Raw genomic sequence first — 13,129 nt, 5'->3', positions numbered from 1 at the left:
AGCGAGTCCGCCCGACACTTAGCACGTCGGCCCATGTCGGCGCGTCAACTGCATAAGGAGACTGCGCATGTTACTTGCCACCGATCTCGATGGAACCTTTCTCGCCGGCGATCCCGAGGATCGCCTGAGCCTCTACCAGACCATCGCCGCCCACCCGGAAATCCGCCTGGCCTATGTCACCGGCCGCAGCCTGGAGTCGGTCCTGCCACTGCTGGCCGACCCGACCCTGCCCCAGCCGGACTTCATCATTTCCGACGTCGGCGCCAGCTTTACCCACGGCGACAGCCTGCAGCCGATCCAGCCGCTGCAAAGCCTGGTCGATGCGCTCTGGCCCGGCGAAAGCCAGGTCGCCAGCGCCATCGAGGGCTTCGGCCTGGAGCGCCAGGACGTGCCGCAGATGCGCCGCTGCTCCTACTTCTGCACGCCCGCGCAGGCCGCCAATTCGGCACTGCTCGCCGCCGCCCAGGCGCTCGGTTGCGACCTGCTGTACTCGGCCGAACGCTACCTGGACTTCCTGCCCCAGGGCGTCAACAAGGGCAGCAGCCTGCAAGCCCTGGTCGACTGGCTGGAGCTGGACAACGACCAGGTGCTGGCCGCCGGCGACACCCTCAACGACCTGAGCATGCTCAGCGGCACCTTCAATGGTGTCTGCGTCGGCGACTCCGAAGCCGGCCTGCTGCAAGCCACCGAGCAGCACTCGCGCACCCTGCATGCCAGCCGCCCGGGTTGCGGCGGGATTCTCCAGGCGTTCGCCCACTTCGGTTTCCTCGGCGAGCATGGCATCGCCGCCGAACGACGGGTCACCGCCGCACCCGGCAAGTCGGAGTTGGTGATGGTCTACCACCGCCTGCCCTATGAAGAGCACCGGGTCGACGGCAAGCTGCAACGCCGCCGGCCGACTTCGCCGAACGGCATCATCCCTTCCCTGCTGAGCTTCTTCGGCGATGGCCGGCCCGGTTCCTGGGTCGCCTGGGCCGTGCATGAGGACGACGACGAGCCATTCGACATCCACACCAGCGTGGACGCCGAGCGCTACCCCAAGCTCAAGGCCGCGCGGGTCAAGCTGAGCAAGGAAGAAGTCGACATCTTCTACAAGCGCTTCTCCAAGGAAGCCTTCTGGCCGACCCTGCACACCTTCTGGGAGCGCGCCACCTTCAACGAAGACGACTGGCAGGTGTTCCTCAAGGTCAACCGTGACTTCGCCGAACGCACCGCGTTGGAAGCCGCCGAAGGCGCCATCGTCTGGCTGCACGACTACAACCTGTGGATGGTCCCCGGCTACCTGCGCGAGTTGCGCCCGGACCTGCGCATCGCCTTCTTCCACCACACCTACTTTCCCTCGGCGGATGTGTTCAACGTGCTGCCGTGGCGCAAGCAGATCATCGGCAGCCTGCTGCAATGCGACTACATCGGCTTTCACATCCCGCGCCAGGTGGAAAATTTCGTCGACGTGGCGCGCGGCGTCACCCCGCTGCAAACCGTCAGCCGGCAGAACTGTGCGCCGCGCTTCATCACCTATGGCTGCGCCGTGGGCCTGGAGCGCATGACCACCGCGGTGGACACCGGTAGCCGGATCGTCAAACTCGGCGCCCACCCGGTCGGCCTGGATATCGGCCGGATCAGCAGCGCCCTGGACCAGCCGAAGATCCAGGAGCAGATGGCCAACCTGCGCAAGGAACTCAGCGGGCTGAAACTGATTCTTTCGGTGGAACGCCTCGACTACACCAAGGGCATCCTGGAAAAACTCCAGGCCTACGAACGCCTGCTGACGGACAACCCGGAACTGCTGGGCAAGGTCACCCTGGTGAGCATCTGTGTGCCAGCCGCGCGCGAGATGACCGTCTACGACGAACTGCAAGCGCAGATCGAACAAGCCGTCGGCCGTATCAACGGGCGCTTCGCCCACATTGGCTGGACGCCGGTGCAGTTCTTCTTCCGCGCCTTCCCCTTCGAGCAGGTGGTGGCCTGGTACGCCATGGCCGACGTGATGTGGATCACTCCGCTGCGCGACGGTCTCAACCTGGTGGCCAAGGAGTTCGTCGCCGTCCAGGGCCTGCTCGAGGGCCATGGGGTGCTGGTACTCTCGGAGTTCGCCGGTGCCGCCGCCGAACTCAAGGGTGCCCTGCTGACCAACCCGCACGACACCGCGGACCTGGCCAGCACCTGTTACCTGGCGCTGAACATGCCCAAGGCCGAAGCCCAGGCACGGTTGCGCGAACTGTTCGATATCGTCAGCTACAACGACATCCGCCGTTGGGGTGATGAATTCCTCGCCGGCGTAGCCGAGCCGGAACAACAGCCGCAAGCAACGCTGACCCTGGTCAGCTAAGGCAAAGCCTTTGCTGGCACCAGCACCGGGTCATGCCCGGTGCGCACGGCGCACCCTACGATCCGTACCCCGTAGGGTGCACCGCGCGCACCAATGTGCCCGCAAACTCAACCCATCTGGCTATCCACCGCGCAGTTGATCATCCAGGACACACCGAAACGGTCGGTGAGCATGGCGAAGCGCGTGGCCCAGAAGGTCTGTTGCAGCGCCATCTGCACCGAACCCTGAGCAGACAACGCGGCGTACAGGCGCTCGGCCTCGGGCACGTTGTCCACCTGCAGCGAGATCGAACAGCCCTTGATGCCCTCGTACGGAGACTGCGGCAGGGTGTCGGAGGCCATCAGCAACTGGTCGCCCACCGTCAGGCAGACATGCATGATGCGCTGCTGGAACTCCGCCGGGACCTGCATATCCTCGGGGCTGTCGGCGTAGCGCATCATCTCCAGGGTGCCACCCAGGCACTCGGCGTAGAAGTTGAACGCGGCCTCGCACTGGCCGTCGAACATCAGGTAGGCATGGATCTTCATAAGAACGCTCCTCAGTCTTCAGAATCGATGCGCGCGCGAATACGGGCTTCCTGCTCGCGCAACTCGGGGGTGAATTCGGCGCCAAAGTCTTCCGCTTCGAAGATCTGACGAATCTCGATCTCCGACTCGCCAGGCATCGGATTGGGGCAGCGCTTGACCCACTCGATGCACGCTTGCAATGACGCTACCTGGAAGATCCAGAAACCGGCGATCAGTTCCTTGGTTTCGCTGAAAGGGCCTTCGGTCACGCTGCGCTGGTCGCCGGAGAATTTCACCCGCACGCCCTTGGCGCTGGGCTGCAGGCCCTCGCCGGCGCGCATCACGCCGGCCTCGGCCAGTTCTTCGTTGTAGCGACCCATGGCCGCCAGCAGCTCCTCGCTGGGCATCACCCCGGCCTCGGAATCCGCGGTTGCCTTGACTATCACCATAAAACGCATCGTCGTATCTCCTCGCTGGGACAAAGCCACGCGGCCAGTGGCGTGGCGTCTGCCCAGTAGTCGAACGCCCCATGGGCGAATCGACAGACTGCCCCCGACTTTTTTTGCCCCGCCACTTTGCTTGCCGGAGCCTGTCGGCGCCTTCAGCCCGTCTTCTTGAGGATGGCCGCGGCGATATGCGCCGGCGCCTCGGCGTAGCGGGCGAACTCCATGGAAAAGCTGGCTCGCCCCTGGGACATCGAACGCACATCGGTGGCGTAGCCGAACATCTCGCCCAGCGGCACTTCGGCGCGCACGATGCGTCCCGTCACGGCCTCCTCGGTGCCGTGGATCAGGCCGCGGCGGCGATTGAGGTCGCCCATGATGTCGCCCATGTATTCCTCGGGCGTGACCACCTCGAGGCGCATCACCGGCTCCAGCAGCACCGCCCCGCCCTGCTGCGACAGCTGCTTGGTGGCCATGGAGGCGGCGATCTTGTAGGCCAGTTCGCTGGAATCGACGTCATGGCTGGAGCCGTCGAACACCGCGGCCTTGAGGCCGAGCAACGGATAACCGGCGAGCACGCCGTTCTTCATCTGCTCCTCGATGCCTTTCTGGATCGCTGGAATGTATTCACGCGGGATCGCCCCGCCGACGATCTCGTTGCTGAACTGCAGCCCCTCCTGGCCCTCGTCGGCCGGCGCGAAGCGGATCCAGCAGTGGCCATACTGGCCGTGCCCGCCGGTCTGGCGGACGAACTTGCCCTCGATCTCGCAGGTATTGCGGATGGTCTCGCGATAGGCCACCTGCGGCTTGCCGGTGTTGGCCTCGACGCCGAACTCGCGGCGCAGGCGGTCGACGATGATGTCCAGGTGCAACTCGCCCATGCCGGAGATGATGGTCTGGGTGGTTTCCTCATCGGTGCGCACCCGGAACGAGGGGTCTTCCTGGGCCAGCCGGCCCAGGGCCACGCCCATCTTCTCCTGGTCGGCCTTGGTCTTGGGCTCCACGGCGATGGAGATCACCGGCTCGGGGAAGTCCATGCGTTCGAGCACGATCGGTTTGTTCAGGTCGCACAGGGTATCGCCGGTGGTGACGTCCTTCATGCCGATCAGCGCGGCGATGTCGCCGGCGCACACCGCCTTGATCTCGGCGCGATGGTTGGCGTGCATCTGCACCATGCGGCCGACCCGCTCCTTCTTGCCCTTGACCGAGTTGAACACCGCATCGCCAGAGCTGAGCACCCCGGAATATACGCGGATGAAGGTCAGGGTACCGACGAAGGGGTCGCTGGCGATCTTGAATGCCAGCGCCGCGAAGGGCTCGTCGTCATCGGCATGACGCTCGTCTTCACGCTCCGGGTGGTCCGGATGGGTGCCGCGGATCGCCGGGACCTCGCTGGGCGCCGGCAACAGCTCGACCACCGCATCGAGCATCAGCGGCACGCCCTTGTTCTTGAATGCCGAGCCGCACACCGCCGGCACCACCTCGCAGGACAGGGTACGCAGGCGCAGGCCGTTCTTGATCTCGTCCTCCGACAGCTCGCCACCCTCCAGGTACTTGTCGAGCAGTTCCTCGCTGCCCTCGGCAGCGGCCTCGAGCAGGTTGGCGCGCCAGTGTTGCGCCTGCTCCAGCAGCTCGGCCGGAATCTCCTCCTCGCGGCCGTTCATGCCCTGGTCCTCGGCGCTCCAGTAGATGGCCTTCATGCGGATCAGGTCGATCTGCCCGCGGAATTCCTCCTCCTGGCCGATCGGCAACTGGATCGGCACCGGCGTATGGCCCAGGCGCTGCTTGATCTGCGCGACCACGCGGAGGAAGTCGGCGCCGGCCCGGTCCATCTTGTTGACGAAGGCGATGCGCGGCACCCGGTACTTGTCGGCCTGGCGCCAGACCGTCTCCGATTGCGGCTCGACCCCGTCGGCGCCACTGAACACCACCACCGCACCGTCCAGCACGCGCAACGAACGCTCCACCTCGATGGTGAAGTCGACGTGGCCGGGGGTGTCGATGATGTTGATCCGGTAGCTGTCCAGCTGCTTGCGCGAGCCGCTCCAGAACGCCGTGGTTGCCGCCGAGGTGATGGTGATGCCGCGCTCCTGCTCCTGCGCCATCCAGTCCATGGTCGCGGCGCCATCGTGCACCTCGCCCATCTTGTAGTTGACCCCGGTGTAGAACAGGATCCGCTCGGTGGTGGTGGTCTTGCCGGCATCCACATGCGCCACTATGCCGATGTTGCGGTAATGGCTGATAGCTGTAGTGCGGGCCATGACGATCACCTCCATGACTGGCTAAACGCGGCGCAGGAAGTAGAACCACGCGGGTCGGCGCAACAACCGCCGTCCACATGTCAACGCTAGCACCACTGCAAACCTCTGCAGACGCGATGCACCGCCGCCTATCGGGAGAGCGGCCAAAGGCCGTTGGCAAACCGGCTAATAGCCGCCACCGCCGCCATAGGAACGCCGCTGTTTGCCGTACTTCTTGCTCAGCCCCGGCGGCAACTGCTTGCTGCCCCTGCTCCAGCCGCCATCATGGCGATCGGACCAGTACCAGCCATCATGATCGCGCCAGCGATAATAGACCCGATCCCGGTAATACAGATGCGGCCAACCGAGCACCACATAGACGTCGAGATCGGGATCCCAGCGCCACTCGACCTGGGGCGGCGGTGCGTAGTGCGGAGGGGGCGCGTACCCGCGATCCCCATCGACATGCAGGGTGCAGGCGGCCAGTGGCAGCAGCAGGCCGAGGTATAACAGATAGCGCCGCTTCATCGCGTAGGCCCTCTTGCAGGCTATACCTGTCAGATTAGACCCGGGCGGCCGTGGACGGTTTCCGGGTGACATGCGCACGCCGCTTGCCTCGCCAGCCGTCGTGCAGTCGCATCGGCCTCGACTATCCTCTGCGGCCGGCCCGCCGGCCGCCTCCACACCAGGGACGACGCACATCCTGCGGGCTGCTGACTATAGTCAATGAGTAGGTTGAGTTTCAGCTATTGCTCCCCCGCAGCGAGGACTGGATGAAGCGCCCCCTGCTCGCAAGGAGGGAACACTCGATTGTTCTGCTGGTCCGAAACTCAAGAGTTTGCGTATTTTTCAACGACGCACCGAGTCCCGTTTCGGGGCCACCACTCTTGTTCGGGTACTTTTCCGAACAGCAAACCGGGAGGGCATCTGCGCACCGCCTGCGTTTCGGCTTCCTGCCTGGATCACGTGTTTACGTGAGGATTCGATGGCAGATTCCTCGCGACAAACCCCAGGCCAGAACGCCGCAAAAATAAAGCCGCCGGAGTCGAACTGCCGGCCCTCGGCAAGCCCAATCTGCAACTTCACAGCTTCCAGCCGGGCAGACGCAATATCCTCTTCATCACCTTCGAGTGGGCCAAGAGCGGCGGCCTCGGCGAAGTCTCTGCCACCCTGCCCCGAGCCCTGGCCGGCCTCCACAATGTACGCGGCTCGCAGCGCCACTGGGCCGCGGAGATGCACGTGGATGGCTTCCGCTTCGACCTGGCGAGTGGACGCTGTTGCCGCTCGAACTGAATCGCCCACTGGACGCGCAACCAGGAGCAGACAGATGAAAACCGATAACGCAGGGCAACCCCTGGAGCATGCCGAGCCGGTGCACAGCCTGCGGATCTTGACAGTGAACACCCACAAGGGCTTCACCCTGTTCAACCGCCGCTTCATCCTCCACGAGCTGCGCGATGCGGTGCGCAACGTCTCGGCTGAAGTGGTGTTCCTGCAAGAGGTGCTGGGGACCCATGAGCGCCACTCGCGGCGCCTGCACAACTGGCCGCCGACGCCGCAGTACGAGTTTCTCGCCGACAGCATGTGGAACGACTTCGCCTATGGCCGCAATGCGGTCTACCCGGACGGCGAGCACGGCAACGCCCTGCTGTCGAAGTTCCCCATCGTCAGCGAACGCAACATCGACATCTCGATCGCCGGGCCGGAGTGCCGCGGCCTGCTCCACTGCGTCCTGCAGTTGCCCGCGCAACGCGAGCTGCACGCCATCTGCGTGCACCTGGGCCTGCGCGAGCAGCACCGCCAGCAGCAGCTGCAGCTGCTCTGCAAGTTGCTCGACAGCTTGCCGGCCCAGGCGCCGGTGGTGGTGGCCGGGGACTTCAACGATTGGCGGCTGCGCGCCGCGCGCCTGCTGGCGGACGAGGCCGGCCTACACGAAGTATTCGAGCGGGCCCACGGCAGGGTCGCCCGGAGTTTTCCGGCGCGCTGGCCGCTGCTGCGCCTGGACCGCATCTACGTACGCAACGCCAGCAGCCATGAGCCCCGGATACTCTCGACCCGTCCCTGGTCGCACCTGTCCGACCACCTGCCGCTGGCGGTGGAGATCCGCCTATGAACTTCCCCTGGCGCGCGGGCAACCGCCTGAGCCTGCTGATCAACGGCGAAGCATTTTTTCCGCGGGTGTTCGCGGCCATTCGCGCGGCCGAACGGGAGGTGCTGATCGAGACCTTTATCCTCTTCGAGGACAAGGTCGGCAGCCAGTTGCAGGGCGAACTGATTGCCGCTGCCGAACGCGGGGTCAGCGTCGAATTGACGGTGGATGGCTACGGCTCCGCCGACCTCAGTGGCGCGTTCGTCACGGCCATGAGCGAGGCTGGTGTGCGCGTGCATATGTTCGACCCACAGCCCCGTCTGCTGGGCATGCGCACCAACCTGTTCCGCCGCATGCACCGCAAACTGGTGGTGATCGATGGCCGCCAGGCCTTCGTCGGCGGGATCAATTTTTCCGCCGACCACCTGGCCGATTTTGGCCCCGAGGCCAAACAGGATTACGCCGTCGAAGTCGAAGGCCCGGTGGTGCAGGATATCCAGCAGTTCGTTCTGGCCATGCTGGCGCCGCCCGAGCGCCAGCGGCGCGGCTGGACGCTACGGGCCAGAGCCAAGCCGGATAGTCAGGCCGCCGCCCGGGCGGGCGTAGACTCGGGCCAGTCGCAACTGGTCATCCGCGATAACCGCGAACACCGCAACGACATCGAGCGGCAATATCTGCAGGCCATCGGCAGCGCGCGCCAGCGCCTGCTGATCGTCAACGCTTACTTCTTTCCCGGCTACCGTCTGCTGCGCGAGATTCGCCGCGCGGCGCTACGTGGGGTCAGGGTCGAGCTGATCCTGCAGGGCCAGCCGGACATGCCGATCGCCCGCTTCAGCGCGCGGATCCTCTACGACTACCTGCTGCGCGGCGGCGTGCGCATCCTCGAGTACGACAGCCGGCCGCTGCACGGCAAGGTGGCCCTGGTCGATGACGAGTGGGCCACCGTCGGCTCCAGCAATCTGGACCCGCTGAGCCTGTCGCTGAACCTGGAGGCCAACCTGATCATCCGCGACCGCACCTTCAATCGGCAGTTGTTCGAGCACCTGCAGGCATTGTCCAGTGAGCATTGCCAGGCGATCAGTCAGGCGCAGTTGGCGCGCGGAGCCTTCTGGCGGATGCCGCTGGTGTTCCTCGGTTTCCACTTGCTGCGCCACTTTCCGGCCTGGACCGGCTGGCTGCCGGCGCACACCGCGAAACTCGCCCTGCTGCAGCCCCATGCACGGGCCAAGGCGGCGCGCAACGACACCCTGCGGCGCGAACGCCAATGAGCAAGCAACCCCGCCGGCCCACCGTCTCTAGCGCCAGACGCGACTGGCCGGCGCTCGGCAAACGCCTGCTGGGCCTGGCGTTCTTTATCCTGGTGCTGGGCCTGTTGGTCGCCCTCACCCGCCGCCTGGACTGGCAGGAACTGCTCGCGGCGCTGCGCGGCTATCGCACCAGCACCTTGCTCCTGGCCGCGGCCATCGCCTCCGTCAGCTACGCGCTATACAGCTGCTTCGACCTGATCGGCCGCGCCTACACCCGCCACCACTTGCCGCTCGGGCAGGTCCTGCCGGTCACCTTCGTCTGTTACGCATTCAGCCTCAATCTCGGCGCCTGGATCGGCAGTATCGGTCTGCGCTTTCGCCTCTACTCGCAGCTTGGTCTGCGTCCGTCCGAGATCACCAAGGTGCTCACCCTCAGCCTGATGACCAACTGGTTGGGCTACAGCGGCCTGCTCGGGGTGGTCCTGGCCCTCGGCCTGGTCGTGCCGCCGGTGGGCTGGGAACTTGGCATCCCCCGGCTTGCGCCTGCTCGGTGGCGGACTGCTGACCCTGCTGCTGGGCTATCTGCTGCTCTGTGCCTTCTCGCGCCGGCGCTTCTGGACGATCCGCAGCCACGAGGTCTATCTACCCTCGCTGGGCATGGGCCTGCTGCAGGTCGCCCTCGGCGCCAGCAACTGGGCGCTGATGGCCCTGCTGCTGGACATCCTGCTGCCGGCCCGGCTCGGCTACCCGGCCGTGCTTGGCGCCCTGCTGGTCAGCGCCTTCGCCGGGGTAATCACCCATATACCGGCCGGTCTCGGTGTACTGGAGGTGGTGTTTATCGCCCTGCTGCAGCAGCAGGCCTCGATCGGCATGCTGCTGGCGGGGCTGATCGTCTACCGGGTGATCTATTACCTGCTGCCGTTAGTGCTGGCCGGGCTCGGCTATGCGCTGCTCGAGATGCGGGCCAAGCGCATGCGCCGGAGCAACCGGCGCAAGCAGGCGGCGCTCGACAGGCCTTGAGCCAGTCCAGCAGCCGCTCCCGTTCTAGGCCGCAGCGGGCGCTGGCGCGGCGACTGGGCGCAGGGTCAGCATCGCCCGTGGCGGCAGGACCAGTTGCAGCTATTGCCTACCTCACCTACGTTTTTCAACGGCCTGCCAGAGGACAACCCCCTCTCAGCCGTAGATCGCCGGTTCGCGGTAGTGCCGCGGGCAGGCTTGGCCGTCGGCGCGGAACAGGTGGCATTGGTTGGCCATCAGGCCGGCAGCGAAAGTCTGTCCGACCGCAACCCGCTGGTTGCCGTCGCTGCGTACGGTGATGATGTGATCGACCCCTTCCAGGGTCAGGTAGATCAGGTTGTGGTCGCCCAGACGCTCGGCCACGCTGACTTCGCCGTGGAAGGCAAAATCGGCCTGTTCCACCGCGACGAAATGCTCCGGGCGCACGCCCAGGGTCAGCTCCTCGCCTACTTCGACGCCGCTGCCGTCGACCAGCACCGGCATGCGGTAGCCGCCAGGCATCTCGATCTGCACCGCTTCGCTGCTGGCGCCAAGCGCCCTGACCTTGAGGAAGTTCATCTGCGGCGAGCCGAGGAAGCCGGCGACGAACTGGTTGCGCGGGTAGTGGTAGAGCTCCAGCGGCTGGCCGACCTGGGCGATCTGCCCGGCGTTGAGCACCACTATCTTGTCGGCCATGGTCATGGCTTCGACCTGGTCGTGGGTGACGTAGACCATGGTGGCCTTGAGGCGCTGGTGCAGGCGCGAGATCTCGATGCGCATCTGCACCCGCAGCGAGGCGTCGAGGTTGGACAGCGGTTCGTCGAACAGGAATACCTTGGGCTCGCGCACCAGGGTGCGGCCAATGGCCACGCGCTGGCGCTGGCCGCCGGAGAGATCCTTGGGCTTGCGTTCGAGCAACTGGTCGAGTTGCAGGATGCGCGAGACCTCGGCGACCTTGCGCTGGATCGCGCCCTTGTCGACCTTGGCCAGCTTGAGGCCGAAGGCCATGTTCTCGGCCACGGTCATGTGCGGATACAGGGCGTAGGACTGGAACACCATGCCCACCGATCTCTCCATCGGTGGCAGCTCGTTGACCCGCTGACCGTCGATCAGCAGGTCGCCGGAACTGATGTCCTCGAGGCCGGCGATCAGCCGTAGCAGGGTCGACTTGCCGCAGCCGGAGGGGCCGACAAAGACCACGAATTCGCCGTCCTCGATGTCCAGGTCGATATCGCGGGTGATCGCGATGTCGCCGTAGCTCTTGCAGATATTGCGCAGGGTGAGACTAGCCATATGATTTCTCTCGAACAGGGCCGGGGCGAATCACTTCGACCAGGCCGGAACCCGTAGGAGCCAGCTTGCTGGCGAACCTTGCAGATCAAAAACATCGCCAGCAAGGACTAGGCGTCCCCCTGGCTCCTACAAAAGCAATCGCCGTCACCCCAGCAGGCGGGCGAAACCGAAGCCGTGGGCCGGCAAGTTTACCCAGCTGCCGAGAAACTCGGCAGTGCTGGCCGGTACGCCATCCAGGGGCTCGACCATCAGCGGCAGGTCGTAGCGGCGCGGCGTGGCGCTCATATTGAACAGACACAACCAGGCGTCATCGCCCAGGCGTCGCTCGAACACCAGCAGGGCGTCGTCGTGATGACGCATGGCGATCGAGCCTTCGATCAGCAGTGGCTGCTGCTGACGCCAGGCGAGAAACTGCCGGTAGCTGTTGAGCATCGACTGCGCATCCTGCTCCTGCACGTCCACCGCCAGCGCTCGATGGCTCTCGGCCAGCGGCAACCAGGGCTGCTGGGCGGAGAAACCGGCATAGTCGCCCGCGCGGGTCCAGGGCATCGGCGTGCGGCAGCCATCGCGGCCCTTGAAGTCCGGCCAGAAGCGGATGCCATAGGGGTCGACCAGGTCTTCATAGGCCAACTCGGCTTCGCCCAGGCCCAGCTCCTCGCCCTGGTACAGGCAGACGCTGCCACGCAGCGACAGCAGCAGGGCCATCAGCATGCGCGCGCGCGCCGGGCTTTCCTCGCCGGCCAGCGCCCAGCGGCTGATCACCCGCACCACGTCGTGGTTGCCCACCGACCAGCAGGGCCAGCCGTCGCCCAGTTCGCGCTCGATGGCCTCCACCGTGTGACGGATGAACGCCGGGCTGCACTGTGCGGTCAGCAGGTCGAAGGAATAGGCCATGTGCAGGGTGTTACCGCCGCCGGTGTAGGCGGCCATGGTGCGCAGGGAGTTGTCGCAGCCGATTTCCGCCACCGTGGCGGTGCCCGGATAAGCATCCATCAGCGCGCGCAGGCGGCGCAGGAAGGCGAGATTTTCCGGCTGGGTCTTGTCGTACAGGTGACGCTGGTAGGCGTAGGGGTTGTCGGCGCGCACACCGATGCCGCCTTCGCGGATATCCGGGTTGGGCGGATTGCTGCGCAGCTGCTGGTCATGGAAATAGAAGTTGGCCGCATCCAGGCGGAAGCCGTCGACGCCCAGTTCCAGCCAGAACTGCATATCGTCGAGCAACTGCCGCTGCACCGCCTCGCAGTGGAAATTCAGGTCCGGCTGGCTGGCCAGGAAGTTGTGCAGGTAGTACTGCTTGCGCCGACCGTCCCAGCTCCAGGCCGAACCGCCGAACACCGACAGCCAGTTGTTCGGCGGCGTGCCGTCCGGGTTGGGTTCGGCCCAGACGAACCAGTCGGCCTTGGCGTTGCTGCGGCTGGAGCGGCTCTCCTTGAACCACTCATGCTGGTCCGAGCAGTGGTTGAGCACCTGATCGATGATGATGCGCAGGCCGCGCTCGTGGGCGGCGGCGACCAGCGCCTGGAAATCCTCCAGGCTGCCGAACAGCGGATCGACCCCGCGGTAGTCGGCGACGTCGTAACCGAAATCCTTCATCGGCGAGGTGAAGAACGGCGACAGCCAGATGGCATCGACATTCAGGCTGGCGATGTAGTCGAGCTTGAGCAGTACACCGGGCAGATCGCCGACACCGTCGTCGTTGCTGTCGAAGAAACTGCGTGGGTAAACCTGATAGATGACGCCACCGCGCCACCAGTCCTTGCGGATAACAGCCATACATCAAAGCCTTATATGTTCGTGATGACGGCTTCACTCTAGGCAAGCATGACGGCCGTCACATCCTCCCCACCGGGGTTTTCGCGGGCGTAGCTGGCGCCCGCCGAGGGGGAGGAGTTTTTGCCAACGATCATGCGTGCTGGGAGCCTGGTGCGCACGGCGCACCCTACCCAGCGGACCGCGTAGGGTGCGCGGGGCCGCCCAGGCCGCGCG

At 65.4% G+C, this 13,129-nt stretch carries 9 protein-coding genes and 1 pseudogene; 4 read left to right on the top strand and 6 right to left on the bottom strand.

Annotation, left to right across the window (positions count from 1 at the left end; all coding sequences use genetic code 11):
* Positions 1–67: 67 nt before the first annotated feature.
* Positions 68–2,329: a glucosylglycerol-phosphate synthase gene (ggpS, locus tag BM315_RS06810; RefSeq protein WP_090499146.1), complete on the top strand. Its 2,262-nt coding sequence runs from the start codon at positions 68–70 to the stop codon at positions 2,327–2,329.
* A 107-nt stretch (positions 2,330–2,436) separates the two neighbouring features.
* Here the strand turns inward: ggpS and BM315_RS06805 are convergent, their stop codons facing one another.
* The 4 genes from BM315_RS06805 to BM315_RS06790 all read right to left on the bottom strand — a co-directional run bounded on the left by BM315_RS06805 (position 2,437) and on the right by BM315_RS06790 (position 6,046).
* Complete coding sequence (locus BM315_RS06805) at positions 2,437–2,856, bottom strand: VOC family protein (protein WP_090499144.1); 420 nt, start codon at positions 2,854–2,856, stop codon at positions 2,437–2,439.
* An 11-nt stretch (positions 2,857–2,867) separates the two neighbouring features.
* Positions 2,868–3,293, bottom strand: a complete 426-nt coding sequence (locus tag BM315_RS06800; protein WP_090499142.1) for a YciI family protein — start codon at positions 3,291–3,293, stop codon at positions 2,868–2,870.
* 143 nt (positions 3,294–3,436) lie between these two features.
* Positions 3,437–5,539 (bottom strand): elongation factor G, encoded by a 2,103-nt coding sequence (fusA, locus tag BM315_RS06795; RefSeq protein WP_090499140.1) that lies wholly within the window; start codon positions 5,537–5,539, stop codon positions 3,437–3,439.
* 165 nt (positions 5,540–5,704) lie between these two features.
* Positions 5,705–6,046: a hypothetical protein gene (locus BM315_RS06790; RefSeq protein ID WP_090499138.1), complete on the bottom strand. Its 342-nt coding sequence runs from the start codon at positions 6,044–6,046 to the stop codon at positions 5,705–5,707.
* Positions 6,047–6,845: 799 nt separating this feature from the next.
* Here BM315_RS06790 and BM315_RS06780 point away from each other — a divergent pair.
* From BM315_RS06780 to BM315_RS06770, 3 genes and pseudogenes are all read left to right on the top strand, one after another.
* On the top strand, positions 6,846–7,631 hold the full coding sequence (locus BM315_RS06780; RefSeq protein WP_090499134.1) for an endonuclease/exonuclease/phosphatase family protein: 786 nt from the start codon (positions 6,846–6,848) through the stop codon (positions 7,629–7,631).
* A complete protein-coding gene (clsB, locus tag BM315_RS06775) occupies positions 7,628–8,875 on the top strand; it encodes a cardiolipin synthase ClsB (protein WP_090499132.1) in 1,248 nt (415 codons plus the stop codon). The genes BM315_RS06780 and clsB overlap by 4 nt, the downstream gene beginning before the upstream one ends.
* A pseudogene (locus BM315_RS06770) lies at positions 8,872–9,874 on the top strand (putative bifunctional lysylphosphatidylglycerol flippase/synthetase). The gene clsB and the pseudogene BM315_RS06770 overlap by 4 nt, the downstream one beginning before the upstream one ends.
* A gap of 153 nt (positions 9,875–10,027) precedes the next feature.
* Here BM315_RS06770 and malK read toward each other — a convergent pair.
* Together malK and BM315_RS06760 are read right to left on the bottom strand one after the other, a co-directional pair.
* Positions 10,028–11,143 carry a maltose/maltodextrin ABC transporter ATP-binding protein MalK gene (gene malK / locus BM315_RS06765; protein WP_090499130.1) on the bottom strand — a complete coding sequence of 372 codons (1,116 nt, stop codon included), beginning with the start codon at positions 11,141–11,143 and terminating at the stop codon, positions 10,028–10,030.
* 144 nt (positions 11,144–11,287) lie between these two features.
* Positions 11,288–12,916 (bottom strand): alpha-glucosidase, encoded by a 1,629-nt coding sequence (locus BM315_RS06760; RefSeq protein ID WP_090499128.1) that lies wholly within the window; start codon positions 12,914–12,916, stop codon positions 11,288–11,290.
* Positions 12,917–13,129: the final 213 nt, after the last annotated feature.

It is taken from the genome of Pseudomonas borbori, from assembly GCF_900115555.1.
In the GTDB taxonomy this organism is placed as follows: domain Bacteria; phylum Pseudomonadota; class Gammaproteobacteria; order Pseudomonadales; family Pseudomonadaceae; genus Aquipseudomonas; species Aquipseudomonas borbori.
The sequence above is the reverse complement of the archived record's forward strand: the minus strand, read 5'-3'. Positions and strand labels throughout refer to the sequence as shown.

Coding starts and splice junctions, on each gene's coding strand:
- ggpS (WP_090499146.1), top strand. CDS start 68: ATGTTACTTGCCACCGATCTCGATGGAACCTTTCTCGCCGGCGATCCC.
- BM315_RS06805 (WP_090499144.1), bottom strand. CDS start 2,856: ATGAAGATCCATGCCTACCTGATGTTCGACGGCCAGTGCGAGGCCGCG.
- BM315_RS06800 (WP_090499142.1), bottom strand. CDS start 3,293: ATGCGTTTTATGGTGATAGTCAAGGCAACCGCGGATTCCGAGGCCGGG.
- fusA (WP_090499140.1), bottom strand. CDS start 5,539: ATGGCCCGCACTACAGCTATCAGCCATTACCGCAACATCGGCATAGTG.
- BM315_RS06790 (WP_090499138.1), bottom strand. CDS start 6,046: ATGAAGCGGCGCTATCTGTTATACCTCGGCCTGCTGCTGCCACTGGCC.
- BM315_RS06780 (WP_090499134.1), top strand. CDS start 6,846: ATGAAAACCGATAACGCAGGGCAACCCCTGGAGCATGCCGAGCCGGTG.
- clsB (WP_090499132.1), top strand. CDS start 7,628: ATGAACTTCCCCTGGCGCGCGGGCAACCGCCTGAGCCTGCTGATCAAC.
- malK (WP_090499130.1), bottom strand. CDS start 11,143: ATGGCTAGTCTCACCCTGCGCAATATCTGCAAGAGCTACGGCGACATC.
- BM315_RS06760 (WP_090499128.1), bottom strand. CDS start 12,916: ATGGCTGTTATCCGCAAGGACTGGTGGCGCGGTGGCGTCATCTATCAG.